The organism is Neobacillus sp. B24 (genome assembly GCF_055381825.1).
Genome location: NZ_AP035777.1, coordinates 206,532 through 233,486 on the forward strand (window position 1 = coordinate 206,532; position 26,955 = coordinate 233,486).

25 protein-coding genes are annotated in these 26,955 nt (G+C 42.7%); 21 read left to right on the top strand and 4 right to left on the bottom strand.

Annotated features, from left to right (window positions below):
• Window positions 1-223: 223 nt before the first annotated feature.
• Together ACZ43M_RS01130 and ACZ43M_RS01135 are read left to right on the top strand one after the other, a co-directional pair.
• Window positions 224-1,462 (top strand): IS110 family RNA-guided transposase, encoded by a 1,239-nt coding sequence (locus ACZ43M_RS01130; protein WP_464505251.1) that lies wholly within the window; start codon window positions 224-226, stop codon window positions 1,460-1,462.
• A 387-nt stretch (window positions 1,463-1,849) separates the two neighbouring features.
• Complete coding sequence (locus ACZ43M_RS01135) at window positions 1,850-3,847, top strand: oxidoreductase (protein ID WP_464505676.1); 1,998 nt, start codon at window positions 1,850-1,852, stop codon at window positions 3,845-3,847.
• A gap of 113 nt (window positions 3,848-3,960) precedes the next feature.
• Here the strand turns inward: ACZ43M_RS01135 and ACZ43M_RS01140 are convergent, their stop codons facing one another.
• Entirely contained in the window at window positions 3,961-5,205 is a 1,245-nt protein-coding gene (locus ACZ43M_RS01140; RefSeq protein ID WP_464505677.1) for an aminopeptidase, read from the bottom strand.
• A 224-nt stretch (window positions 5,206-5,429) separates the two neighbouring features.
• Here ACZ43M_RS01140 and ACZ43M_RS01145 point away from each other — a divergent pair, with 224 nt between their 5' ends.
• From ACZ43M_RS01145 to ACZ43M_RS01185, 9 genes are all read left to right on the top strand, one after another.
• Complete coding sequence (locus tag ACZ43M_RS01145) at window positions 5,430-5,873, top strand: Lrp/AsnC family transcriptional regulator (protein ID WP_464505678.1); 444 nt, start codon at window positions 5,430-5,432, stop codon at window positions 5,871-5,873.
• Between the two features lie 368 nt (window positions 5,874-6,241).
• The gene (nikB, locus tag ACZ43M_RS01150; protein WP_464505679.1) at window positions 6,242-7,183 is read left to right on the top strand and encodes a nickel ABC transporter permease; all 942 of its coding nucleotides are present in this window, start codon (window positions 6,242-6,244) and stop codon (window positions 7,181-7,183) included.
• 12 nt (window positions 7,184-7,195) lie between these two features.
• Window positions 7,196-8,095 (top strand): ABC transporter permease, encoded by a 900-nt coding sequence (locus ACZ43M_RS01155; RefSeq protein ID WP_464505680.1) that lies wholly within the window; start codon window positions 7,196-7,198, stop codon window positions 8,093-8,095.
• Window positions 8,096-8,153: 58 nt separating this feature from the next.
• On the top strand, window positions 8,154-9,707 hold the full coding sequence (locus ACZ43M_RS01160; protein WP_464505681.1) for an ABC transporter substrate-binding protein: 1,554 nt from the start codon (window positions 8,154-8,156) through the stop codon (window positions 9,705-9,707).
• Between the two features lie 9 nt (window positions 9,708-9,716).
• Entirely contained in the window at window positions 9,717-10,694 is a 978-nt protein-coding gene (locus tag ACZ43M_RS01165) for an ABC transporter ATP-binding protein (protein WP_464507913.1), read from the top strand.
• The gene (locus tag ACZ43M_RS01170) at window positions 10,694-11,716 is read left to right on the top strand and encodes an ABC transporter ATP-binding protein (RefSeq protein WP_464505682.1); all 1,023 of its coding nucleotides are present in this window, start codon (window positions 10,694-10,696) and stop codon (window positions 11,714-11,716) included. The genes ACZ43M_RS01165 and ACZ43M_RS01170 overlap by 1 nt, the downstream gene beginning before the upstream one ends.
• Before the next feature lie 114 nt (window positions 11,717-11,830).
• Window positions 11,831-13,435 carry a gamma-glutamyltransferase family protein gene (locus ACZ43M_RS01175; protein WP_464505683.1) on the top strand — a complete coding sequence of 535 codons (1,605 nt, stop codon included), beginning with the start codon at window positions 11,831-11,833 and terminating at the stop codon, window positions 13,433-13,435.
• Between the two features lie 71 nt (window positions 13,436-13,506).
• On the top strand, window positions 13,507-14,040 hold the full coding sequence (locus ACZ43M_RS01180; RefSeq protein ID WP_464507914.1) for a chromate transporter: 534 nt from the start codon (window positions 13,507-13,509) through the stop codon (window positions 14,038-14,040).
• Complete coding sequence (locus ACZ43M_RS01185) at window positions 14,037-14,567, top strand: chromate transporter (protein WP_464505684.1); 531 nt, start codon at window positions 14,037-14,039, stop codon at window positions 14,565-14,567. The genes ACZ43M_RS01180 and ACZ43M_RS01185 overlap by 4 nt, the downstream gene beginning before the upstream one ends.
• Before the next feature lie 43 nt (window positions 14,568-14,610).
• Here the strand turns inward: ACZ43M_RS01185 and ACZ43M_RS01190 are convergent, their stop codons facing one another.
• Complete coding sequence (locus ACZ43M_RS01190; protein ID WP_464505685.1) at window positions 14,611-15,243, bottom strand: FMN-dependent NADH-azoreductase; 633 nt, start codon at window positions 15,241-15,243, stop codon at window positions 14,611-14,613.
• Window positions 15,244-15,544: 301 nt separating this feature from the next.
• On the opposite strand from ACZ43M_RS01190, the gene ACZ43M_RS01195 reads away from it, so the two are divergent.
• Both ACZ43M_RS01195 and ACZ43M_RS01200 read left to right on the top strand, forming a co-directional pair.
• Window positions 15,545-15,685, top strand: coding sequence for a hypothetical protein (locus tag ACZ43M_RS01195; protein ID WP_464508129.1), 141 nt, complete (start codon window positions 15,545-15,547; stop codon window positions 15,683-15,685).
• Window positions 15,686-15,751: 66 nt separating this feature from the next.
• Window positions 15,752-16,351 (top strand): histidine phosphatase family protein, encoded by a 600-nt coding sequence (locus ACZ43M_RS01200; protein ID WP_464505686.1) that lies wholly within the window; start codon window positions 15,752-15,754, stop codon window positions 16,349-16,351.
• Between the two features lie 511 nt (window positions 16,352-16,862).
• Here the strand turns inward: ACZ43M_RS01200 and ACZ43M_RS01205 are convergent.
• Window positions 16,863-17,771, bottom strand: coding sequence for a nuclease-related domain-containing protein (locus tag ACZ43M_RS01205; protein WP_464505687.1), 909 nt, complete (start codon window positions 17,769-17,771; stop codon window positions 16,863-16,865).
• Between the two features lie 173 nt (window positions 17,772-17,944).
• On the opposite strand from ACZ43M_RS01205, the gene ACZ43M_RS01210 reads away from it, so the two are divergent.
• The 7 genes from ACZ43M_RS01210 to ACZ43M_RS01240 all read left to right on the top strand — a co-directional run bounded on the left by ACZ43M_RS01210 (window position 17,945) and on the right by ACZ43M_RS01240 (window position 24,825).
• Window positions 17,945-18,493 carry a DJ-1/PfpI family protein gene (locus ACZ43M_RS01210; RefSeq protein WP_464505688.1) on the top strand — a complete coding sequence of 183 codons (549 nt, stop codon included), beginning with the start codon at window positions 17,945-17,947 and terminating at the stop codon, window positions 18,491-18,493.
• 96 nt (window positions 18,494-18,589) lie between these two features.
• A complete protein-coding gene (locus ACZ43M_RS01215) occupies window positions 18,590-19,072 on the top strand; it encodes an SRPBCC family protein (protein ID WP_464505689.1) in 483 nt (160 codons plus the stop codon).
• Window positions 19,073-19,251: 179 nt separating this feature from the next.
• Window positions 19,252-20,472, top strand: a complete 1,221-nt coding sequence (locus tag ACZ43M_RS01220) for an anhydro-N-acetylmuramic acid kinase (RefSeq protein WP_464505690.1) — start codon at window positions 19,252-19,254, stop codon at window positions 20,470-20,472.
• A 19-nt stretch (window positions 20,473-20,491) separates the two neighbouring features.
• A complete protein-coding gene (locus ACZ43M_RS01225) occupies window positions 20,492-22,027 on the top strand; it encodes an ABC transporter substrate-binding protein (RefSeq protein ID WP_464505691.1) in 1,536 nt (511 codons plus the stop codon).
• Between the two features lie 71 nt (window positions 22,028-22,098).
• Complete coding sequence (locus ACZ43M_RS01230; RefSeq protein WP_464505692.1) at window positions 22,099-23,040, top strand: ABC transporter permease; 942 nt, start codon at window positions 22,099-22,101, stop codon at window positions 23,038-23,040.
• Window positions 23,041-23,054: 14 nt separating this feature from the next.
• Window positions 23,055-23,891 carry an ABC transporter permease gene (locus ACZ43M_RS01235; RefSeq protein WP_464505693.1) on the top strand — a complete coding sequence of 279 codons (837 nt, stop codon included), beginning with the start codon at window positions 23,055-23,057 and terminating at the stop codon, window positions 23,889-23,891.
• Between the two features lie 16 nt (window positions 23,892-23,907).
• Window positions 23,908-24,825, top strand: a complete 918-nt coding sequence (locus ACZ43M_RS01240; protein ID WP_464505694.1) for a serine hydrolase domain-containing protein — start codon at window positions 23,908-23,910, stop codon at window positions 24,823-24,825.
• Between the two features lie 221 nt (window positions 24,826-25,046).
• Here the strand turns inward: ACZ43M_RS01240 and ACZ43M_RS01245 are convergent, their stop codons facing one another.
• Window positions 25,047-26,483: an IS6 family transposase gene (locus ACZ43M_RS01245; RefSeq protein ID WP_464505695.1), complete on the bottom strand. Its 1,437-nt coding sequence runs from the start codon at window positions 26,481-26,483 to the stop codon at window positions 25,047-25,049.
• A 166-nt stretch (window positions 26,484-26,649) separates the two neighbouring features.
• On the opposite strand from ACZ43M_RS01245, the gene ACZ43M_RS01250 reads away from it, so the two are divergent.
• Window positions 26,650-26,955, top strand: coding sequence for a serine hydrolase (locus tag ACZ43M_RS01250; RefSeq protein WP_464505696.1), 306 nt, complete (start codon window positions 26,650-26,652; stop codon window positions 26,953-26,955).

The following is a 26,955-nucleotide window of genomic DNA, read 5'->3' on the forward strand; positions in this document are numbered from 1 at the left end:
CTGGTTGACCTTTTTCTTATTAGTCTTATTATAGCGGTAGTCGGGGTAGAACGGCTCAAACGTGGGACTTGATCCCGAAATCAAAACTGTTCACCCCCTACTTGTATGAACATGTTTCGGGCTGGTTGGGACGCAGATCCCGTTTAACAAGCGAACCTATGACATTACAAGGAGCTTTAGGGGTTACCGACTAATACTATATTTTGGAGGGGGAGATTAAGTCATGAATCCAGTCGTAGGTCTGGATGTAGCAAATGGGGAAAGCCAAGTTCAGGGCTTTTTAGATAAGGGGAAACCGTATCGTAAGGGATTTAGTTTTAAACATAATCTTGATGGCCTGGGGAAGTTATTGAGATTCCTTAAAGAACTTGAAAAAATAACAGGTGGTCATCAACCTTCGGTTGTGTTGGAATCGACAGGTCATTATCATACTCCTGTTGTTCATTTTTTGGAGGAACAGAACTATGTCTATATTATTGTGAACCCACTTATTTCTCATAGAGCTAAAAGTTCAAGTCTTAGAAAGGTAAAAACGGATGCGATTGATGCTTACCATTTATGTGAATTGTATTATAAAGAGGAATTAGAGCCCCACAAAAAGCGTGGAATACAACTTTTAAACCTTCGAAATCTTACAAGGCAACAAGAGTCTTTAGCTGAAGTAGCAGCTCAAACAAAGTTACAATTTCACGCTATTTTGGATCAGGTTTTTCCTGAGTTTAAAGGTGTATTCGGGAGTTTATTTTCAAAGGTTTCATTGCTTACTCTTCTAGCTTTTCCAACTTCTGAAGCGGTGTTAAGTGCAAGCGAGTGTGAAATAGCAGCTAAGATTACCTCACTGTGCCATAGTCGCTCGAAAAAATGGGCAAAAGAAAAGGCCCAAGCATTAAGAAATGCGGCCCTTCGTAACCCGTTTCAAAAAAACTTATATCAGAGTCATATTATCAATATCGAAATACTGGCAAATATAATTCTTCAATACCAAGAGCATCTATCGAAGTTACAAGCAGAAATAGATGCCCTAGCTAAAGAATTTGAAGAATATAAGATTATCCAGTCTATCCCTGGGATCGGAGAAAAAATCGCCGCCACGATTATTTCCGAAATTGGAGAGATAGATCGGTTTAATCACGCAAAAAAGCTGATAGCATTCGCAGGAGTCGATCCAAGTGTTTATTCCTCAGGTAAATTTACCGCCTCGAAAAACCGTATCACTAAACGAGGTTCTATCAGGCTCAGACATGCTTTATATCTGGCAGTTCAAAGTGGGATACGTGATTCTCGTAGGAAGAAAACAACAGAAGAAATCATCCCACGTAACAAAAGGTTAAGAGCTTTTTATGACAAAAAGCGAGACGAAGGAAAACCTTATAGAGTAGCTGTCATTGCCTGTGTTAATAAGTTATTACATTGGATTTATGCCTTACTAAAAAGCAAAACAAATTTCCATGATATGGATTAAATCCTATATATAACTAAATAAAACAAAACCTTCCAGTATAGTAGTGAGGGAAGGTTATTTGGCATGCTTATTTTTAGTATAACACGTGTATTTTTAACTTTTTACTGAAAAATGTTGACAAACTATTAGCTGGTTTTGTTTATAACCAAAATTAATACAAATTCAGGCTGGATCCAAAAACTACATTCTTCTAAGACCCAATCCATTTTTAGGTTTGGGTCTTTTTTCCTTCCTAATTTCTTCATAAATTTCACAAAAGATTGTCACTAATCTATCAAATGAAGGCACTAAAATTCCTGTCAACTTCCGTTACAATGAATGTGGATTAAATTTTTCGATAGTATTTGTGAATATATTCACAAATACTGGGTAAAGGGAGGATTGAATATGAAGTTTCAACACTTGTTTAAAGCGGGGAAAATAGGCGACTTGACCCTAAAAAACCGAATTGTCATGCCAGCCATGGGAACCAATCTGGCTGGCATTGATGGGGAGGTCACAGATCATCTTATCGCCTATTATGAAGAGAGGGCAAAGGGTGGCACAGGGCTCATTATTACTGAATTCACTTGTATCGATTATGAATATGGAAAAGGATTCGTCAGGCAATTAAGGCTTGATGAGGACCGTTTTATCCCTGGAATCTATCGTTTGTCCAATGCAGTACATAAATATGGAGCCAAGATTTTTGTCCAAATTCATCATGCGGGCAGACAGTCTAATTCGTCGTTAATCAATGGGCGACAAATCGTTGCTCCCAGCAGTGTGGCCTCTGCTGCAGTAGGTGAAGAACCGAGAGAATTAACAACAACAGAAGTAAAAGAATTAGTAGGCAAATTTGTGCAGGCCGCCGTAAGATGTAAGCAAGCCGGGATAGATGGTGTTGAAGTACACGGTGCTCATGGCTATTTAATTAACCAATTCTTAAGCCCTGAGGCAAATTTGCGTACTGATGATTACGGAGGAAGCTTTGAGAATCGAATGAGGTTCCTTGAGGAAATCATTGCTGGCATAAGAGAAAAGTGCGGTGAGGATTTCCCTGTTACCGTTCGTCTCAGTGTCGATGAATTTATCGAAGGGGGCATCGATTTAGAATCAGGCAAGGAAATCTGTCGCTATTTAGAAAAACTAGGAGTAGATGGACTCCATATCAGTTGCGGAACCTATGACTCTATGGACAAAATCATTGAATCTCCCTTATATGAACAAGGCTGGAGAGTTTATTTGGCTGAGGAGATCAAACAAGTGGTTAATATTCCAATCATTACAGTCGGGTCCATTCGCGAGCCACAATTTGTTGAAGATATTCTAACTGAAGGAAGAGCAGACTTCGTGGCCATAGGCAGGGGGTTAATTGCCGACCCTGAGTGGGTAAATAAAACAACCGAAGGACGCGAGACGGAAATTAGAAAATGTATCAATTGTCTCCATTGTATCCATTCGGTTACGGGAAACCTGCAAATTCGCTGTTCCCTTAATGCCAGAGCAGGCCGAGAACTGGAGTTTAAAGAGTTGCAGCACCTTTCTGCAAATGAACACCGCCATGTTGCAATTGTTGGCGGCGGCCCAGGCGGAATGGAAGCGGCACGAATACTGTCATTGAAGGGATATCATGTCACCCTTTTTGAAAAGGACGATAAGCTTGGCGGACAATTGCACCTTGTAACCGACCCGGTTTATAAACAGAAAATGACATGGCACATTCAGTACCTATGCAATGAAATGAAACGATTAAATGTGGATGTCATTTTGAATACTGAGGCTGCCGCCGCAGATATTACCAGATTAGATCCCTATGCTGTTTTATTGGCGACAGGTGGAAAACCAAGGCTCCCGCAGGTGAAGGGCATTAATTTAGACCATGTATTAACCTATGAGGATGTAAAACTACAGGAAAAAGTTTTTTATCATAATAAAATTACCGTAGTCGGGAGCGGCATGACCTGCCATGGAACTGCCCGCCGCCTAGCAGAGGCTGGTAATGATGTCACATATGTAGAAATTCCTACAAAAGCCAGCAAAAGAATTGGACCAGAAACAAGAGCAAGACTTCTTAATAAGCTAAAACAAGCAAATGTAAAGATTGTGACGGACCACAAATTGGAAGAAATTCTTCCAAACCTTACGATTGTGGAAGACATGACATCCGGAAAACAGTCAGAATTGGAAACAGAGTATGTGGTCGTTGCTATGGGTGTTGAAGCGTATAACCCATTGGAGAACATCCTAAAGGAACAGATAGAAAATGTGTTTGCATTAGGAGATGCCGTAGGCTATGGATCACTTGGCGATGCTACCCGTGATGGTTTTGAGAAGGCATATATCTTGGAATCCATTGTTACTCATAGAAGCGAAAAAAGGGATTTTGGAAACAGTATGATATAGTTGCAGGGAAGGGATTGCTGTCACTCTCGCCTGGAAAGAACCCGCCTTTGCGGCGAGCTAAAGATTCCTAGCGAAAAGTCCAAGAGACTCTTGCCTCTTGGACTTTTTGCATTTTAGATAGCCCAATCCCCATTACGGAAAATTGGAACGACAGTGCCATCTTGCTTGATACCGTCGATATTCATTTGGTTGGAGCCAATCATGAAGTCCACGTGAACAGTTCCCGTGTTCATCCCGTGTTGTTGCAGCTCTTCCTGGCTCATTTTTGTGCCGCCTTGGATCGTAGTCGGATAGGCCGAACCGATTGCCAAGTGGTTGGAAGCATTCTCGTCATAAAGGGTATTAAAGAAAATGATTCCGGATTGTGAAATTGGTGACGGGTCCGGTACAAGAGCGACCTCACCAAGGCCTGTACCGCCTTCGTTGTCAAATACCAATTTCTTGATCGCTTCAGCGCCTTTATCAGCAGTAATATCGACGATTTTGCCATCCTTAAAATGCACTTCAATGCCTTCAATTAATGTCCCGGCATAGCTTAATGGCTTAGTGCTGCGAACAACACCGTCCATACGGCGGGTATCGGGAGCAGTGAAAACTTCCTCTGTCGGCATGTTGGCGAGGAATTCCTCGCCTTTTGGATTGACGCTTCCGGCGCTTGCCCAAATGTGGTTTTTCGGCAGGCCAAGTGTCAAATCAGTGCCTGGAGCCGTATAGTGAAGCGCATCAAACTGGATTTCATTCAATTTAGCAGCTTTTTCATCCAATGTTTGTTTGTGCTGATCCCAGGCAGCAATCGGATCATCCGCGTAAACCCGGCAGGTTTTAAAAATTTGATCCCATAAGGCGTCTACCTGTTCTTCAGAAGTGGCTAGGTTAGGAAATACTGTGGCAGCCCATCCTGCGCCGGCAGCAGCGGCAACGGTCCATTTCAAATCATCATTTTGTGTCGCTTTGCGTTGGGCTTGGAATGCTTTTCCGGCAACCTTTTGGTACTGTGCCACTTTCGTTGAATCGACTTCATTCAACAGGCCCGGATCGCTTGAAAGAATGGAAAGGCGGCTGACGCGATGGTTTAATACATGATCTTCAGATTCCTGAATCTCATAGTCAGGGATGTTAGTCAATACTTCAATTGGTTGATGCAGATAATGTTCTTTTGTAATTTCATCATCTGACCATTTGACAATAACCTTTTCAGCCCCTAATGCATAAGCTTCTTTCGTGATGTGACGGGCTAACGGCGCCTGATCCACATTAATCGTCATCTTCACCCAATCACCGGGCTGAACATTGATTCCTTTTGCGACTAAAAGCTTCGCATACTTATGTAAGTTTTCTTCAAAATTAGGCAGCACCATTTCTGTCCCTCCAAAAGTAAAGTCTCAATATTATAGTAGCATAGTTAGGGGAAAAACATGCAACCGGTATCATAGTGTTGATTATTGGTCATTGGTCATAACGAAAGGGAAAGTAGTCTAATACATCCAGTTTGTCTTAAATATTTCGAATTTTATTTCATTTTATACTTTTTTTTCATATAATACAGTTATATGGGAGAATTCGAAAGGTAGGTTTATGCAGATTGGATCAATATGATAAAAGAATACTGGAGTTATTGGTTGAAAATGGAAGATTATCATATGTAGATATCGGAAAGGAATTAGGGGTCTCTAGGGTTGCAGTTAGGGAGAGAGTTGCAAAATTAATCGAGGATGGAGTAATTGAGCAATTTACCATCGTTATCAATAGCAGTAAGGCGGGAAAAGAGGTTTCCGCTTTCTTTGAAATAGATTGTGAACCTGGATCACTTGTGAAAGTCGCAGAGGCATTAGCTGAAAACCCAAGTGTGGCAAGCTGCTATCAGATGACAGGGCCTTCTACCTTGCACACCCATGTATTGGTCGATAATTTTGAGGCATTAGAAAGATTTATTAATGAAGAGTTATATATATTGGATGGAATTACAAGAGTAGAGAGTCATATTTTACTTAGACGATTTAAAAGTCGCAGAGGTCTAAAACTATAATGAAAGCTGCAAACTCATCGTTCAGGTGAGTTTTTTTATTTGCCTTCTGCAGATCAGGAATTGGAAGTTTTTAATAGATTCAATATGACACCTAAATGTGCATTTAGCTTTACAAAATGGTATTGTAAGCGCTTCAAAAATAACTAACCAAAAATAAAGTTTTTTCCATAAGATACCGACATTTCGAAAGTGCATATGCAAAAAGGGAAATCAAAAAGTATTTAAAAAGGAATAAATTATAAAAAAAATGAGTTTTTATGTAGATTTTTAGAATTAATTGAATTATAATCACTTTTATACAATTCTAAACATTAAGTAATCAAATATTTAGAAATGATTTACAAATGTTAAAAAGAGGAGGGTGCGCAGTGATTTCGATGATTATCCGCAGGTTCTTTCAATTACTATTCCTTTTGTTTGGAATCTCATTTTTGGTTTTCTCATCTATGTATCTTGCCCCAGGGGATCCTGCTGCGATGGTTGGAGGACCAACAGCCACAGCGTCTGATTTAGAGGCGATTCGTGACAACTTGGGATTGAATGACCCCTTCCTGGTCCAGTATGGAAGCTACCTGGCCAATATTGCCCAAGGTGATTTTGGTTTTTCCTACCAGACCCGGCAGCCTGTCGCTGAAGCAATTGCAATTCGCTTTCCCAATACATTAAAATTGGCGGTTGCCAGTATGATTATTGCAGTGTTTATTGGGATAATCGCAGGGTTGATTTCAGCACTTAGACAAAACAGCTGGCTGGATGTAACCTCCACTACCTTTGCATTAGCGGGGATCTCCATTCCAAACTTTTGGCTGGGGGCATTGTTGATCTTAGTTTTTTCTGTCAACCTTCAGTGGCTGCCTGTAGCGGGATTATCAAATTCATGGTTTACCGTTGAAGGGATGAAAGAAATGATCCTTCCGGCCATTACGTTAGGCACAAGTTCCGCTGCGATGATTGCCAGAATGGTAAGGTCATCAATGCTGGAAGTTGTCAGGGCCGACTTTGTCAGAACAGCTAGAGCCAAAGGGGTAAAGGAACGAAACGTTATTTGGATTCACACCTTAAAAAATGCAATGATTCCTGTTATCACCGTTATTGGCCTTAACTTTGGCGGACTCTTAGGTGGAACTATTATTACTGAGAAGGTATTTGCGATTAATGGTGTGGGCAGGTTGATGATTGATGCGATTGCAGCACGTGATTTTCCAATGGTTCAAGGGTCTGTCTTGCTGGTTGCCACGTTGTTTGTAGTCGTGAATCTGGTCGTTGACATTGTCTATACCTATATTGATCCAAGAATTAAATTTCAATAAGAGAGGGGGAGCATGATGGCGGAAATAGCAACAGTTGCGCCGGCCAAAGTGAAAAAAGCAGCTGGTAAAGAAAAAACCTATCTGGTCATAGCAAAACGATTATTAAAAAACAAACTGGCGGTACTTGGTTTAATTGTTATCGTCCTGCAAATTGGTATGGCCATTTTTGCGCCGGTAATTACCTCTTATGATCCGGTAAAACAGAATTTGGATGCCAGTGAACTGCCAGTGTTCAGCGAGGGGCATTGGCTTGGGACCGATAACTATGGCCGTGACGTTTGGAGCAGAATTGTTTATGGCGCCCGCATCTCTTTAGTAGTCGGGATAGTCGCTGTTACCCTGGGCTTGTTAGGAGGCATAATCTTAGGTTTGCTTGGTGGCTATTATAAAAAATTAGATGGCGTGATTATGAGAATAGTAGATTTGTTGTTCTCCTTTCCGGGTATCCTGCTTGCCATGCTGATTATTGCCATTTTAGGTACAAGCTTGATCAATGTCGCTATCGCAATTAGCATCTGGTCGATTCCGACCTGTGCGAGAATTGTCAGAGGCTCCGTTCTTTCCATTAAGGAAAAGGAATACATCATGGCAATGAAATCACTTGGAGCCTCAGATTTCCGAATCATGGTAAAGCATATTTTGCCAAATGCCTTTGCGCCAATCATCGTATTTGCGACGATGAGGATGGCAACGGCGATCCTTTCAACAGCATCGCTAAGCTATCTTGGATTAGGGGCGCAGCCGCCGACACCTGAATGGGGAGCCATGATCTCACAAGGGCAGGCATTCATGTGGAGTTCACCACACTTAACAGTCGTACCTGGTATCGCCATTATGCTGACTGTATTTGCCTTTAACGTTGTGGGAGATGGCTTGCGCGACGCCATTGACCCAAATATGGATATTCAATAAGAAAAGCGAAAGCACTAAGGCGCTGGAGCTGGAAAAAGAAAACGAGGGGGATTTAATAATGAAGAAAAATTGGCTTGCATTAATCACCATTATTTCAGTACTGCTGCTTGCGGCCTGTGGCGGAGGTTCAGCTTCCAAATCAAGCAGCACAGGCAGTTCAAACTCAAGCGGAGAAAAGAAAGATATTGAATCATTCACTTATGCATCACTTACAGACGCAGTTGGTCTATCACCGATTATGACCAATGACTCCGCATCATCTAATGTGACAGAACATGTGTATGAAACACTGTTTAAGCGAAATGCCGATAACAAGATTGAACCATTATTAGCAGAATCATATGAAAATCCGGATGAAAATACATGGGTTATTAAATTGAAACAAGGCATTAAATTCCATGACGGCACACCATTTAATGCTGAAGCTGTTAAGTACACTTTTGACAAACTTCGCGATCCTAAAACAGCAGCACCGCGTGCCAGCTTGATGGCTCCGGTTGATACAATCAATGTCGTTGATGAATATACAGTTGAAATCAAAACAAAAAATCCATATGGACCGTTCTTGGCTGCATTGTCACACTCCAATGCGGCAATCGTAAGCCCGACAGCAGATAAGAAGCAAGATTTAATGAAAGAACCTGTAGGAACAGGTCCATTCAAATTTGTCAGCTGGACTCCTGGCGACCAAGTTGTTTTAGAAGCAAATTCTGACTATCGCGACGGTGCTCCTGCCATCAAAAAACTAGTGTTTAAAGTCGTTCCAGAAGTATCTACAGCCATCTCCATGCTTCAGGCTGGCGAAGTCCAATTTATTGATAGTATTCCGGCTGAGCAGTTAAGCCGTGTAGAAGCATTGAAGAATGTAAATGTTGATAAGATTCAAGGCACACCAGAATATTACCTAACAGTTAATCATGCAAAAGCTGAATTTGCTAACCCAGAATTTAAAAAGGCAATCGCCAGTGCAATTAACCGCGATGCGATTGTAAAGAAATTAAATGGATTAGGCGTAAGAAGCGATAGTGTCATCGGACCAAAAGTTTTTGGTCACAAAGATTCTGCCGATAAAGGCGGAACAGCTTATGATTTGAAAAAAGCAAAAGAGTTAGTGAACAAAAACGGCTTTGGCGACCGCACCATCAAGCTATTGACAGCAAACCGCGGCACATACCCATTAATGGCTGAGCTGGTTCAAGCGCAACTTGCGGAAGCTGGCTTTAAAGTAGAGATTGAATCAATGGAATGGGCAGCATTCTTAGATACTGCACGTGCTGGAAAATATGATCTTACATTCTTAAGCTGGTCCAATGTTACCGGTGATGGTTCCGAATTGTTATATCCAAACTTCCATAGTGCAAATGTTGGTGCCTCCAACATGACCTTCTTAAAGGATCCTGAACTGGATAAATTGATTGACCAATCAAGAACAACAACTGATCAAAAGCAGCGGGAAGACTTCTTAAATCAAGCCAATGAATTAATGCTGAAGAACGATGATATCGTTATTATGTACCATGGGGTTGTCACAGCTGCAGTGAATAATGAATTCACTGGCCTTGAACTCTATCCGATTGGAAAATGGGATGTAACGAACGTAACAAGAAAGTAGGGTTGAATGATGGGAGAGACATTACTTGAAGTCAAAAACATCGTGACGGAATTTCGCACAGCAGACGGGCAATTGCCTGCTGTGCGTGATGTCTCCTTTTCGATAAAAAAAGGGGAAACGCTCTGCATTGTTGGTGAATCGGGCTGTGGTAAAAGTATTACTTCTCTCTCGGTTATTGGTCTATTACCTAGCAACGGGAAAATTACCAGTGGGGAAGTCCTCTTTGAGGGATCCCCCATTCATAATTTATCTGCAGAAAAAATGCGGCAAATACGCGGTAATAAAATTTCGATGATATTCCAAGAGCCGATGACGGCACTAAATCCAGTATTGACAATTGGGTATCAAATTCGTGAACCGTTAATGCTTCATCATAACCTTTCGAAAAGCGAAGCAACGAAACAAGGGATTGAGCTTTTAAAGCAAGTGGGAATTCCTTATCCAGAGAAGAGGATGAATCAATATCCGCATGAATTGAGCGGCGGGATGCGGCAGCGGGTGATGATCGCCATTGCTTTATCATGTAATCCTGGTTTATTGATTGCCGATGAACCAACAACAGCCCTTGATGTCACGATTCAAGCGCAAATCTTGGATTTAATCAATGATTTGAAAGATAAATATAACATGGGTGTTATGTTAATTACCCATGATATGGGTGTTGTTGCTGAGGTCGCAGACCGTGTCATGGTCATGTATGCAGGCAAAAAAGTGGAAGAAGGCAATGTGGAAGAAATCTTCAATAATCCAAAGCATCCTTATACAATTGGTCTATTAAACTCGGTTCCTAACGTAGATGACCCTGAATTTGAATTAGAACCAATCCCGGGCTCGCTGCCAAGTTTACATGAGCAGATTAGCGGATGCCGATTTCATGACAGATGCAAATTTGCGACAGATCGCTGCCGAACCCAAGAACCACAAGTAACAAACGTCTCAGATACACATAAGGTCAGCTGCTGGTTAGTGGAAGAGGAGGTGCACTAATGGCTGTCGTAACGGAAAAAACAGTCTCAAAACAGAAGGCGGAGCCAAAGGTGCTCCTGGAACTTCAAGGAATTAAAAAATATTTTCCTATTAAAGGTGGAATCCTGCAGCGGAAACAGAGCGATGTAAAAGCCGTTGAGAATGTTTCGTTACAGCTTTATGAGGGAGAAAGCTTAGGGGTTGTAGGGGAATCGGGCTGCGGCAAATCAACCTTAGGAAGAGCCATTTTAGGATTGGAAGAAATAACAGCCGGGAAAGTATTTTTCCAAGGCAGGGAAATTCAAGATTTAAAGAGAAAAGAAAAACTGGAATTTGTTAAACAGATGCAAATGATCTTCCAAGATCCGTTTGCTTCCTTAAATCCACGGCAGCGGATTGGTCATGCGCTTGAAGAGGTATTCACGATGCATACCAATATGTCGGCCAAGGAAAAAAGGGAGACCGTCATTAGCTTATTAGAGGAAGTTGGCCTAAAAGAGGAGCATTTTTATAAATATCCTCATGAGTTTAGCGGCGGACAGCGTCAGCGAATTGGGATTGCTCGTGCCATCGCGCTGCATCCTTCCTTTGTGATTTGTGATGAAGCCGTATCGGCACTTGATGTATCTGTGCAAGCACAGGTTTTAAAACTGCTCAAATCGTTGCAGCAAAAATATAACCTTTCCTATTTATTTATCTCGCACGATTTAGGGGTTGTCCGCTATTTCTGCGACCGAGTATTGGTCATGTATCTTGGGAATACAGTCGAGTTGGGCACGGTAGGGGACTTATTTGAGCGGCCATTGCATCCTTACACCCAAGCGCTATTGTCGGCGATCCCCAGACCAAGTATCAATCAAAATCGGAGCAGGGTTCGCTTGCAGGGGGATTTACCGAACCCGGCAAATCCGCCTAGCGGTTGTCCGTTCCATACAAGATGTCCGATTGCAACAGAACGCTGTTCCGCAGAAAAACCGGAATGGAAGGAATACGAACCCAATCATTTTGCTGCCTGTCATTTCGCTGGTCAGTCAATAGTTTAATAAAAATACATCCTCCTACCTACTAAGTAGGGGGAATCTTACTTTATAGAATATCGTAGAATAATAACATTGAACTCTATCGGAATCCGAGAGTACATCGAGGAGGAAAATTAAATGGATTATTTGTATCATCCCTTTGCGTCCAAACGCCATACCGTGTTTGCCAAAAAAGGCATGGTGGCAACATCCCAGCCATTGGCTGCTCAAGCTGGTCTTGAGATTCTGCAAAGAGGGGGAAATGCCATTGATGCGGCAATTGCAACTGCCGCTGCATTGACGGTAGTGGAACCGACTTCAAATGGAATCGGCGGAGATGCCTTTGCTTTAGTTTGGGTAAAAGATGAATTATTCGGATTAAATGCATCAGGGCCGGCACCACAATCGATTTCTGTTGAAGCATTGAAAAAATTAGGCTATGACAAAATGCCTGTTCATGGCGTTGTTCCGGTAACGGTACCGGGGGTCCCGGCAGCATGGGCTGCATTGTCAAAGCGGTTTGGTAAATTATCGTTGGCGGAGGCACTTCAGCCGGCGATTCGTTATGCCGAGGAGGGTTACCCGCTGACCCCGATTTTAGGAAAGTATTGGAAACTCGCCTATAATAAATTTAAAGACAATTTTAAAACAGAAGAGTTTGAAGCATGGTTTGAAACCTTTGCCCCGGGCGGAAAAGCGCCAGAAATTGGCGAGGTATGGAAGTCCCCAGATCATGCTGCAACCTTGAAGAGTATTGGTGAGAGTAATGCCCGCTCTTTTTATGAAGGGGAAATTGCTGATAAGATTGATAGTTTCATGAAACAGCATAATGGTTATCTTTCCAAAAGTGATTTAAGTAAATTTGAGCCGCAATGGGTGACACCGATTTCAACTAATTACAGAGGCTATGATGTTTGGGAGATTCCACCGAATGGTCAAGGGATGGTTGCCCTAATGGCACTGAATATTTTTGAGAAATTATCCCCCCCTGCCTGGCAGAGTGCGGAAACGCTCCATCAGCAGATTGAAGCGATGAAACTGGCATTTACCGATGGTCAAGCCTTTATTACGGAACCGGAAGATATGCCTATTTCTGCAGAAGTATTACTGTCTGATCGATTTGCCGAAGAGCGTAGTCAAGTGATTACTGATACAGCAATGGATCCTGAACCATATGAACTTCCGAAAGGCGGTACCGTTTATTTGGCAACAGCAGACGAGGAAGGAAACATGGTTTCGTACATCCAAAGTAATTATATGGGCTTTGGTTCCGGCATTGTGATTCCGGGAACGGGGATTGCCTTGCAGAACCGAGGTGCTGACTTCTCCCTGGATGAGTCGCATCCGAATGTATTAAAACCGGGGAAAAGAACGTACCATACCATTATCCCTGGATTTTTAACTAAAGATGGCCAAGGTGTTGGCCCATTCGGGGTAATGGGAGGTTACATGCAGCCACAGGGCCATTTTCAGGTAGTCACCAATACGATTGATTATTTACTGAATCCGCAAGCAGCATTAGACATGCCGAGATGGCAGTGGATAAAGGGAAAATCCGTTCATGTCGAACCGGAATTTCCTAACTATTTAGTCCAGGCGCTAGCCCGCAAAGGCCATGAAGTACATGTAACTCCAGAAGGTGGAAGTTTCGGGCGTGGCCAAATTATCTGGAGAAACAATGAGACAGGTGTGCTGCAGGGCGGCACGGAATCACGCACGGACGGGGCAATCGCAGCTTGGTAAATGCACTTGCAAAAGAAAAAACACCTAATTCTTCATCCAATCCACGCCCGTATTGGAAAAGAAATTGGGATATCATTGCAGCGTTTTTTCGCGTTGGCATGTTAGGTTTTGGAGGGGGCCCCTCGTCTATTCCGCTTGTTCATCAAGAAGCAGTTAAGAGATATAAGTGGATGACAGAGGAGGAATTTGCTGATACGCTGGCGATTGCCAATACGATGCCTGGTCCCATTGCGACCAAAATGGGAGGCTATATTGGATATCGGGTTTGCGGCGTAGCCGGCTGTATTGGCGCATTGCTTGCTACAGTAGCACCAACGGCATTGATGATGATTTTTTTACTGCAATTATTACAAAAATTTAAGGATATCCCTTGGGTTCAGCATATGTCGATGTCAGTAGTGCCGGTTGTCGCGGTTATGCTGGCGACAATGACCTGGGATTTTGTCAAGAAGTCGGGGCAAACCCTTGGCTGGATTAAAGGGGCAGCCATCATTATCGGCTCGCTCATTTTAACAGAAGGCTTCCAGGTGCATCCGGCCATCCTGATTCTAGTCTTAATTATTTATGTATTTTTACCATTTGGAAAAAGGGGGTCCAAACCTTGATTTATTGGGAGCTTTTCATGGCCTTCTTTATTCCGGGGATATTGGGGTATGGCGGCGGGCCGGCCTCGATTCCATTGGTAGAAAATGAAGTAGTCGGAAACTATGGCTGGATGACAAGGCAGGAATTCAGTGAAGTGCTGGCAGTAGGTAATTCATTACCTGGTCCTATCGCAACGAAACTGGCCGCTTATATTGGATATACAGAGGGCGGCGTAATCGGAAGTTTGGTGGCGCTTTTTGCATCTGTTGCCCCATCAATCATCCTGATGCTGATATTAATGACGGTATTATTGAAATATAAAGACAATCCGCAAGTTAAAAATATCTCCAGCATTGTGCGTCCGATTATCGCAGTTTTGCTTGGCGTCATGACCTACCAATTTGCCAAAGACTCTATCATTGGCCTGGGAGTTATCTATACGATCGTCTTAATCGTTGGAAGCTACTTAATGCTGGAAAAATTGAAATGGCATCCGGCATTGGTCATTGTCATAGCATTAGTGGTTGGTGCTGTCACGGGAATATGATAAATACATAAAAAGGCCAAGAGTTTGACTCTTGGCCTTTTTATTATACTGTTACTAATGAAAGCTTTTGTGCTGCTTCTGCAACCTTTGTTAAACCTTGCTCAATGATTTCATCTGCTTTGTCCGGTGCAGCATTATGGCCTTCGATAATCACTTCGTCGATAATTTCCATACCGAAAATACCGGCAACAACATTTTTAATATAAGTTGCGGCCATTTCCATCGGAGCTGCTTCCGGCGTTGAGTAAATTCCGCCGCGCGCGCTTAGAATAATTACTTTTTTATCCGTCATCAGGCTGACTAAATTGCCGTTTTCATCATATTTAAAAGTGAACCCAGCTTGGTACACATAATCGATAAATGTTTGTAATGGTGCGGGAATCGTTAAGTTCCATAGCGGGAAGGCAAAAACAACAACATCCGCTGCCTTGAAGGCATCCATAGCCTTTTGTTTTGCAGCGAGGATGCGTTTTTCAATGTCAGTCATTTCCTCGCCAGATTGTGTTTTCGCAAAGGCATTAAACAAATCTTGGCCAAAATAAGGCATATCTTCAGCAAAAACGTCAAAGGTTGTTACATTTACACCTCTTAAATTTTCCATAAATGTTTCATACATTTTACTAGAAACTGCTTCAGTAGCAGGACGATTGTTTGCTTTAACTACTAATACGTTCATGTATATAACCTCTCCTTTGAAGTAAATTCATATGGTGAATATCTCGAATTAATAATATATAGATTTAATAATATAGTCAACCGAAATACCTTTTCATAAAATGGTAAGTTATTCCGGTATTATTTATTAAATTAGCATATTGGAAGCAGTTATTATATATTAAGAAAGTTTCATTTTTTGTACATGGTTATTAGGTTAAAAGGAGCAATTGCAATTGAATCTAACTAATCCATTCGGCTATACTTTCAATGACACGTGTGTAATCAAATGGGTATTTTTCAAAAAATGAGTGAGGGAATATATGGAGCAGCATATAGATTTTCTTATAGGACATTTTGGCTATTTTGGTATCATCATAGTATTGGCCGGCGGCATTGTCGGGCTGCCATTACCAGATGAAGTACTCTTAACTTATGTGGGATATAATGAGCAAGCAGGCTAATAAGGTTTAGGGGCGTGTGATTTTAAATATAAAAATAGGTATTTGAACATCTCTGGAGGGGTCAAATTGGAGTTGCTGGTGATACGTCATGGACAATCGGAAGCTGATTTATTAGGGGTGCATGAAGGCAGAGCTGATTTTCCGTTAACAGAATTGGGCGAGCAGCAGGCACGGAGGATGGCAGAGTTTGTCACTGCCCACTGTCCTCCTGATATTCTTTTGTCTAGCCCTTTAAAAAGAGCGTTACAGACAGCCTTAATTCTACAGGAGGCCGTGGACTGTAAATTGGTTGAGTCTCCCGATTTAATGGAGTTTAATAACGGGGTCCTAGCTGGAATGTCCCGTGCGGAGGCATTGGTAAAATATCCATTGCCGCCCGCCGGCCGTCCTGTACACGTTCCAATTCAGGGTGGTGAGTCTGAACTTGAATTCCGCTGTCGCGCCGAGAAAGTATTAAGCGAGATTATTGCTGAGTTTGGGAAGGTTGGCCGGGTCGCCGTTGTATCTCATGGAGGGCTGATTTCCCATTTTATAAATGCCTTTCTAAGGCAGCCGGTCAGCAGTGGAGTCGTATTTGCGACTGGCGATACAGGGATTCATCTGTTGGAACTCAAGAACGATTTAAGAATTGTGCGGTTTCTTAATAAGCAGGAGCATTTGAGGTGAAGCAACGAGTTATTGAGGACAGAACAGGCTTGAAAGAGAGCTAAAGTGTCCTCAATGAGGCTGACAGAGGACAGAACTGCTTGGAATGAGTGAGGAAGTGTCCTCAATAAGGTGGATAGAGGACAGATCTGGCTTGAAAGAGAGCTAAAGTGTCCTCAATGAGGCTGATAGAGGACAGAACAGCTTGGAATGAGTGAGGAAGTGTCCTCAATAAGGTCGATAGAGGACAGATCTGGCTTGAAAGAGAGCTAAAGTGTCCTCAATAAGGTTGATAGAGGACAGAACAGCTTGGAATGAGCGAGGAAGTGTCCTCAATGAGGTCGATAGAGGACAGAACAGCTTGGAATGAGCGAGGAAGTGTCCTCAATGAGGTCGATAGAGGACAGAGCAGCTTGGAAAGAATGCAGAAGTGTCTTCAATAATGCCTTTAGAGGACAGAACCGCCGAACAAAAGAGCGGAAATGTCCTCAATAAAGGCGATAACTATAAATTACTATACCGACAACATAAATTACTCATAATAAGACCATTGACCAAACCCGCTTATCGTAAAATGTCGCCTTAAACACCTGTTAATTCTCTTTTTGGACAATTGACCACCGCACCACTCATAAACCACATTCACTGTAATTTTCATATCCGGAAAAAGTAACTTAATTTCCCCCACACTCCGCAAAATAGCCGATTCTACTGTCTCTTCATGCCCGCAATCACAACACACTAAAATCCTGTCCCCAACTGTAACCGAAAACGATTGACACTTCCGGCAATTGTTACCCTTTCTCAGAGAATCAAAATCATACGCCGGTGCCAGATCATATGGTGATTCTACGATATGCAGAGAAATTAACTTATCAGCCAGTCTCCGGTGCCAGTCGGTTAATTTGGCGTGGTTATTGTTTAGTTTTTTATGTAAGCTGTTTAATTGTGATAGAAATATAATTGGGTAAGATCGAGGTACTTGGTATAAGGTAAATTCGGGGTTAACGTGGACAACGTATGCCTCAACATCCCCCTTGTATCCGAGGGTATACAGTTGCTGACGGAAATGGGATAGACAACGCTCCAACTGAACTAGCGGATCATCTCGTTCACTTCCGTTTATTGAAAAGAAGCGCCCTTCTTCGTAATAATAGTCGCCTTGAAAGTTTTTAATATCATAAAGATTAATGATATCCCTAAAAATAATCGTTGTATCAATCTGAAAAAAGGTGTTATTAAATTTAAACAACAAATCATTTAAAACAAGCCCTTTACCATGAAGCGGATCAGTCACCACCTTGTCAAAAAACACCTCCCCCTCATATCCTTTCTTCTTGTTTTCTAAATACTTTCTTTCGTGTTGTGTCAAATTCCCGCGTACATTCAACAAGCTCAAAATCTTTATTATTTCTGGTTCCAATCGGGGCTTATAAGCCATGGAGCACATCCTTCCTTTTTCAAAGTCCAATTAAATCATACCATTCAAAAACGTGCCGATTCCTGAACATTTTGTTAATTTTGTCGACAATCAAAAAGGAAATTTAAACCAAATAATGAATATATAAATAAAGGGCAAGCGCCCTATTTTTCAAAAGAGGGGAGTTTTAAGAAATGGCAAAAAAGGTTCTGATTTTGGCAGGCGATGCGGTTGAGGCTTTGGAGATTTATTACCCATATTTCCGCTGCCTCGAAGAAGGATTTGATGTTCAAATTGCCGCACCTTCAAAAAAGAAGCTGCAAACGGTCGTGCATGATTTCATCGGCTGGGATACTTACACGGAAAGCAAAGGATACTTAATTGAAGCCCAGACAGCCTTTGAGGATGTGAACCCTGAGGATTATGACGGCTTGATCATTCCGGGTGGAAGAGCCCCGGAATATATCCGTCTCAACGAAAATGTCCCAAGAATTGTGGCTCACTTCTTTGAAGCCAACAAACCAGTAGGTGCTATTTGTCATGCGAGCTTGGTTCTGACCACGGTCCGACAGTACATGGAAGGCCGCGAACTGACGGCCTATATTGCCTGCAAACCGGATGTGGAAGCAGCAGGTGCAACCTATATCGAGGACCATCTCCACGTGGAAGGGAATCTCGTATCTGGTCACGCCTGGCCTGATCTTCCGGGCTTTATGAAAGAGTTTATTAAACAATTATCTTAATAGCCAAGGCAGGGGCACTTCAGCTCCTGTTTTTTATTTTTAAAAAATAGTTTGGATATGATAGTGTGGGGATATAAAGATATTGGAGGGATGTTCATGGCAATGTTAGCTGCTATTGAAAAAGCGACAAGCGGATATACAGCCAGATTCGAACGGCATTTGCAACATTCAGTGGAAGAAGTATGGTCATGGTTGACAGACAACGATAAACTGGGACAATGGTTTGATGAGCTTCGGGCCGGCGAACTCCGTAATGGCGGGTACATGACATTTGATATGGGAGACGACATTATTGAACGTCTGGCAATAACCGATTACAAAGAGGGTTCATTATTGGAATTCTCCTGGTGGCTGGACAGTGTTCGTTTTGAAATAAGTCCCGAAGATGATGGGTGCAAGTTGGTGTTAATTGAAACAATACATACTATTACGGACCATACCCCAAAGGACCTCGCGGGCTGGCATGTTTGTCTCGATGTGATTCTGGCGTTGGCGGACGGCAGGGATTTTGGACCACGGCAAGACGAATGGAAAAAGTGGTATGAGGAATATATAAAAGTCGTTAATGGCGTGGAATAACATAAAAGGACCAGGAATTAGAGTGGATGCTCTAGTTCCTTTTTCTTGTCAATCAGACCAAAGTAATATTGACAATATTAAAAATTTTGGATAAATTTAAAGCATAGTGTGTAATAAAATTTCAAACTATTGTAATCATAGTGAAATAAAAATTCGTGTAAAAGGAAGGAGGAATATGCTTGTATAAGACCCATCGATTACATGCCTATCAAGATAAACAAGAGCACCTTTTGGTTGGCGTTATGTCAGGGACTTCACTGGACGGAATTGATACGGCACTTGTACAGATCGTGACGGATGACAAAGGGGAAATCTCCAAAGTAACTCTAAAAGCATTTGAGTACACACCTTATTCTGATGAAATTAGAAAGCGTTTACTTAACCTTTGTTCTGTCGAAAGTGCTAAGCTCGACGATCTCGTTATCGCGAATTTCGGTTTGGCTGAATGGTATGCCTATGGAGTCAACAAATTGCTGGCCACAAGCGGGATTGTACCGGGTGATATCGATGCCATATGCTGTCATGGTCAAACAGTATGGCATGCGCCAATGCCGGCAGCCTTTCCAGGTCCGGAAGGGGTGTTAAAGGTAAAATCCACCTTGCAAATTGGTTCTGGTCCAGTATTGGCCGAGCTTACCGGCATTCCCGTCATTAGCGACTTTCGCTCGCGTGACATGGCGGCAGGGGGAGAGGGGGCCCCGTTAGTTCCATATGTTGATAAAGCTCTTTTTCAATCACAAACAATAGGACGAATCCTGCAAAATATTGGCGGGATAGGAAATGCAACGGTGTTACCGCCGAAAAACGCAGTCCAAGGAGTCTTTGCCTATGATACCGGACCGGGAAATATGGTTATGGATACGCTCGTCTATCTACAATCAAATGGAAACCAGAAATACGATTGCGAAGGGAAAATCGCGGCTGCCGGCCAGATTAACCAGGATCTTCTCAATTTATTTTTACAGGATAAGTATTACCATAATAGTCCACCGAAAAGCACCGGACGCGAGGTCTATGGGCTCGCTTTCGCTAACCGATTTCTTTCGGAAGGAAAAAATAGAAATCTATCAATTCCAGACATCCTTGCCACAGCAACAGCGTTAACTGCAAAAAGTATCACACAATCCTACCAACAGTTTATCTTTCCAACAATAGATATTGCAGAAGTGATTATTTCAGGGGGAGGGACCCACAATAAAACCCTGATGGACATGATCAAACAGGACCTTCCGGCTTCCCTGTCCGTAAAAACAACTGCAGAGTTCGGTGTACCGGATGATGCCAAAGAGGCATTGGCCTTTGCTATTTTAGGCCATGAAACCTTGATGGGGCGACCTAGCAATCTACCATCCGTAACGGGTGCGAGCCATCCGGTTTTATTAGGAAATCTTAGCTTTTAAAAAAATAGGGGGAATAGGAATGAGTAAAAAAATTGGGTTTATCCTGCTGCTATCTTTGCTGCTCTTGTTATCAGCATGCTCAGGCACAAAAAAGGAACCGGCTTCAACCGCTAAAAATGAAGGCGGCGGAGAAAATCAAATTATTGTCGCGGCCGATCAGGACCCGGTTGGGTTTGATCCGCATAAGACACCAGCTGCATCCAGTATAAGGGTCTATTCTTTGATTTATGACCGCCTGGTACATATGGATAAAGATATGAAAATTGTCCCTGGTCTAGCAAAGGAATGGAAGTTTAGTGATGATGCCAAAACATTAACGTTTACGTTAAACCAAGGGGTTAAGTTCCATAATGGCCGTGAGATGACCTCTGAAGATGTTAAATACAGCTTTGAGCGCATCTTGAATCCTGACACCGGTTCAACCGTTAAATCCTATTTTGCCAGTATTGAGAAAATCGACACGCCGGATCCATACACCGTTGTGTTTCATTTGTCCCAGCCTGATGCCGCATTCCTAACAAATGCGACTGTAGCTTCTGCAGCGATTGTTGCCAAAGAAGTGAAAGATTTAACAACAGAGGCTGTCGGTACAGGGCCGTTCACATTAGAAAAATTTGAACCTGGTCAATACGTTCTGCTAAAGAAAAATCCAGACTATTATAAGAAGGATACTGTAAAGGTAGACTCTATCAAATTTAATATTATGAAGGATGAATCCCAGCGGACAGCCGCCATTCGTTCTGGAAAAGTGGACATTGCTGTTGTAAGCGCTGATACCGCAAAACTGTTGGAAAAAACGAAAAACGTGGAAGTTAAAAGCTATCAATCTATGGAATACAGCTATTTAGGCATCAATGTCGCGAAAAAGCCGTTCGATGATGTAAAGGTAAGGCAAGCAATCAGCTATGCCGTCGACCGTCAGGATATAGTCGATACCGTTTGGAAAGGACAGGCCGAATTAACCGGTCCGATTTCACCGGCCATGAAGCAATGGGCATTAGACCTTAATAAAGTTCCTAGCTATAAGCTGGATACGAAGAAAGCGAAGGAGTTATTGGCGGAAGCAGGGTACCCAGATGGCTTCGATACAACCATTTATACCGCTTCGACCTATCCGGATATGATTGATACAGCTCAGGTTCTCCAAGAACAGTTGAAGGCCATTGGCGTTAAGGCAGAAATTAAGCAGCTGGAGTGGGGCGCTTATATTGATATGTGGAAATCGAAAGACACTGACCTGTTAGTTGGACGTAATACTTCCGGCACTGACCCGGACCGTTCCACAAGATATTTCTTCTCGACAACTGGCTCAGCCAATGTTTGGAATTACTCTAATACGGAATTCGATAGTATCGTTCAACAAGCATTAGCGACAACAGACGAAAAAGAGCGTAAAAGTATTTATGACAAGGCACAAACGATGCTGGTGGAGGAAAATCCTAACCTTTTCCTTGCCTCACCAAAGAATTTCTATGCAGTGAGCAGCAGGGTTGAAAACTTTGTTCCATCTGTTGCCGGGGAATCGGTTGCGCTATTAAATGCATCAATTAAATAAGTGAAAGAAGGCGGGTAGGGGGTTTGGAACCACTGCCCGTTTGTCATTTGAAAAATAAGGAGGGATAAGACGTGGGGCGTTATATCCTTAATCGTTTGCTTACACTTATACCGATCATTTTTGGTATCTCCATACTTGTTTTTTTAATCCTTCACTTCGTTCCCGGAGATCCTGCATCGATCATGCTGGGGACAAGTGCCACTCCTGAGGCTGTAGCTGCACTCAGAAAAAGTATGGGCCTGGATGATTCTCTCTTTGTTCAGTACATAAACTGGATAAGCGGCGTTTTAACAGGTGATTTTGGTGAATCGGTCAATACAGGTACCGCCGTTTTGCCGGAGATTTTAAGCCGTTTCTTAGTTACTCTTCAGCTCACATTGTTTGCTGCTGTTATCGGCTGGGGAATTGCAATTCCAATCGGTATTTTCTCAGCTGTAAAACAAAACTCTTTTTTCGACCTTATAGGGCGAGTGATGGCGATGATTGGTATATCAGTGCCAAACTTTGCAATCGGAACACTCTTGCTCCTTGTGTTGTCACTATATTTTGGCTGGTTCCCGCCGATTGATTTCGTCAATGTCTGGGAAAACCCGGCTGAATCGTTTTCAGTGTTAATTCTGCCGGCCATTACGCTCGGTATTGTTCTTGCGGCGGGTATCATGCGAATGACGCGGTCGGCATTTTTAGAAACTCTCGATAAAGATTTTATCCGGACGGCTAGGGCGAAGGGCAATACCGAAAAAGTGGTAGTACTCGGCCATGCATTACGGAATTCGGCGATACCGGTTCTAACTCTGGCGGGAATGCAGATTGGCTACTTGCTCGGTGGAGCAGTGATTGTTGAGCAGTTGTTCTCGATTCCCGGATTGGGACAATATGTACTCGACGGCATTCACCATCGCGATTATCCGGTTGTTCAGGGCGGGGTATTGTTTATTGCGCTTGTTTTCGTCCTCGTCAATTTTTTCATCGATCTTATTTATACTTGGGTCGATCCGCGAATTAAATATTAAGGAGGGTATAGGTCTTGAATGCTTCTTTAGGTCAGCGCTTAGTGAAAAATAAAACAGCCCTTGTCTGTTCGATTATCATTCTAGTCATTATTTTGATGGCAGTATTTGCTCCCGTCATCTCACCAAACAGCCCGACGCAAATGTTTAAAGAGAATCGGCTTGAGGCGAGTTCGGGCAAGTTTATCTTAGGAACCGATGAATTTGGCCGGGATTTATTTAGCAGAATTGTCTATGGAGCCAGGGTTTCCTTATTGGTCGGACTTTCGTCTGTTGGTATTAGTATCTTTTTTGGTTCCTTGTTCGGCCTAATTGCCGGCTATTACGGCAGATGGATTGATGCTTCTATTATGAGAGTGATGGACATCTTATTTGCCTTTCCGGAAATTTTATTAGCGCTGGCAATTATTGCGGCGCTCGGGCCCGGGACATTGAATACAATTTTGGCTATCGGTATTGTGAATATCCCAGTGTTTACCCGGCTCGTCCGCGGTGCGGTGCTTAGTATCAAAAACCTGGAATATGTGGAAAGTGCCAAATCGATTGGCGCAAGCACGAAGCGAATACTATTTATTGAAATTTTCCCAAACGTGAATGCCCCATTGTTGGTGCAATCTACTTTGGCCATCTCTGGTGCAATCCTTACCGAGAGTGCGTTGAGCTTTCTTGGGCTGGGCATTCAGCCGCCGGATCCATCATGGGGAGGTTTGATTTCTGAAGCAAGACAATACATGGAACTTGCCCCAGGGCTGCTGATATGGCCATGTTTAGCGATGATCGTCACCATTCTTGCTTTTAATTTATTCGGTGATGCCCTTCGCGATTTATTGGACCCGCATCAATTAAATAAGTAAAAAAGGTGGAGTAGTTATGACTCAACTTCTGGAAAAAATGGCGGAAAGCTTACGAAACGGAATAGAGGGTGGATTTTTCCCAGGAGGAATTTCCAGTGTGGCACTAGAAGGGGAATCTCCACAAACGGTCGTTCAGGGGAAATTAACCTATGATGGTGCAGCGCCGGATGTATCGCCCGAAACGATTTACGATCTCGCATCGCTGACAAAGGTAACGGCAACACTGCCCGCAATCTTGTTATCAGTTCAAAGTGGAAAAATACTGCTGACTGATCCTGTTGAAGAATATATCCCGGAATTTGCTGAAGGTAATGATTCGCTGCGAAAAAAACAAATTACTATCCTTCATTTGCTGACCCATACATCCGGTCTGCCGGCCTGGCGCCCTTACTTCGTCACTTGTAAATGCCCTCGGGATTATATTGAGGGTATTTCGAAAGAGCCGTTGATAGGTGATCCTGGCAGACAGGTTGTTTACAGTGACCTAGGCTTTATGCTGTTAGGCTTTATTTTGGAGAGAATTTGGGATTTGAATCTAGAAGAGCTAACGAAACAATTAATCTTTGAGCCGTTAGGTATGAAATCCACCGGTTACCGGGCTAAGGAAATTTTTAAAAATTGCCCAATTGCCCCGACTGAACTAGGAAATCAACATGAGAAAAACATGACATTCGCCTATTTAGAGGAAACAAATCTACCGGGCGCTTTTGTTTTTTCAAAGGAACAAGTGGAAGAATTGCCATGGCGGAAGGAATTGATCGAAGGAACTGTTCATGACGGCAATGCCTATTATGGGTTGAATGGCGTCAGCGGTCATGCGGGATTATTTTCTACCATTTCGGACCTTCACCGTTATATGCAAATTTGGTCGAATCCAAATAGTAGTTTCATAGATCCATTGGGTAGTGTCAAAAGTTCTATGAAAACTCCTTAAGGGGTTAGGCTCCTTTCCACATATTGGGTGCGTCGGCCCCGCAACCGCTCTTGACAAACACGCCAATGGTTTGAGATTCCTTTATCAAGGGCGACGGGGACAAAAAGAAGGCATGCCAAATAGCCCTTGGTATTTCCATTTTAAACCATTGGCAAGTTCGGTTTGTCAAGAGTTCGCTTCGCCGGTTGCTAGTGGGTTCAAGGGCTCTGCTAAACAAAAAGTTAGACTGTTTGTTCAATGATCCAATCTTGAGCTAAACCTATTAATTTAGTCCAGCGTGCAGGCATATTCGGTCGCAGTAAGAGCTCTGGATTAACCACTGGCACATTACCTTCTAACGCTGAGTGAGGCCGTAAAAAGTTAAAGTAAGCCACAAAAAGCGTCACAAACGAAACAGACCCATGTTCGGACCCAAACCCGTGTGTTGAGCGATAATTGCCCTTAAATGTGCGATTGAGTCTTTCAATCACTTGTTTGAGAGGCCTATACTCCTTTGATACAGGATCTTCATTGGTAAGCCCAATGACCTGAGTAATGTCAAAGTGAATATCATGCTGGGCGTAAAAGTGTTGGGCTAAGAGATATATCGGATTGCCGTCCACCACAAATGTAAGATCTTCCGGAATCTCTTTAAATTTCATTAGGACATCATCAATGGCACGGATTGCTGTCGCTGTATCTCGATTTGCTGACACTGGATAAGACAGAATGATCTTTTTTACCGCATCAAAGAAGAAGAACAAGTAATGCCAACGACCTTGAACCCTAATATAGGTTTCGTCCCCACAGAACTGATCAGAAAGCTCGTAGGGATAGTGGTCTACGTAAGGTTTAAGGATTAATGCAACTGCGTTCTCGTAATTTAAAATGCTTTGATGCGATATAGAAACACCATGGATATCTTTCATGAGTGCAGCTGTCTTCCGGGCCGAAAGGCCATAGTTAACGTGATAGGTTAAAATAAGCCCCAATGTATGTGGCGACACATAAAGCCTGGCCAAGTCAACCTTTGGTTTCTTAGGAGAAGCCTTTGACAATGGCTGAAAATCAATGTGGAACTGCCGGAAGATATATCTTAATTTAAAGGCTTGTGGATCCTTTTTAAACTGTTTCTTCTCTTTCGCAGACATGCCATTCAGTTTCTGCTGGTAGTAGGAACAGTCATTATTTTTACACTTGTACACGTCAAAGTCTTTTCGCTCTTTGTCTTTCTCAAGGGTCCTAGAACAATGAGGACACTTCAAAATAGCCTCCTTCGAATAGCGATTTTTATCATTGAAAAGACAGGCACACACCTTACATTGAAACTGTCCTTTGCCTCCATTATTGGCATAAAGATAATCCGCTGGAGCACCACACTGCGGACATTTCATTGACTTGGGCACACATGCCTTTGTATTCGAACGCCTTTGAACAGGTTTTAGTTGTTTACCGTTCTTCTCCAGGTATTCGGTTAGGAGGCTTCGGTAATCAAGTTTCTGAATGGTTTCGATAATCGGAAGATCATCCACCTGGAGTTTACGATAAGGTTTATTTACAGGTTTTTCCTCAGGCTTTTCAAACATCCCCTTCCCAATAAGAAGGGTAAGTAATGTTCGAATTATTTGTTCTTGGTACTTAATAAAAGTTAATAAATAGGTTATAATTTGAGGGTACAACTTGTCACTTCCTTAATCTAGGTTGTTGGGTGTGTGGTAACCTCAATTATCCTTAGATTTCAGGGGGTGGCAATTTTTTTGCTTATAAAGCCCTCTATCTAGGTATTTTATAGCCTATTTCTTATAAAAGTTTTTACAATACGATCCATTGTTAAGGGAGTTTTCTATGAAATGTCAGACGGGCTCCCTCGCCCCAAGAAGGGCTTTGGGCTGGGAAGCAGCCGCAAGCGGCGGGACAATCCACCAATTGGTTCATTCTTGTTCAGGCGGGGATTTGGTTTCCGATTCCGCCTTCGGGCACACAGGGTTCACCGGAACCTCGATGTGGCATGACCCGGTTCGTCAATGCACACTAATACTTTTAACGAACCGCGTTCATCCGAAGGTAAACAATGCCATCATAAAATGGCGGAAAAAGCACGCTAATATCGTTTTTTCAGAGATCGGTTTACAAGAAAGGGGAAGGAGGTAA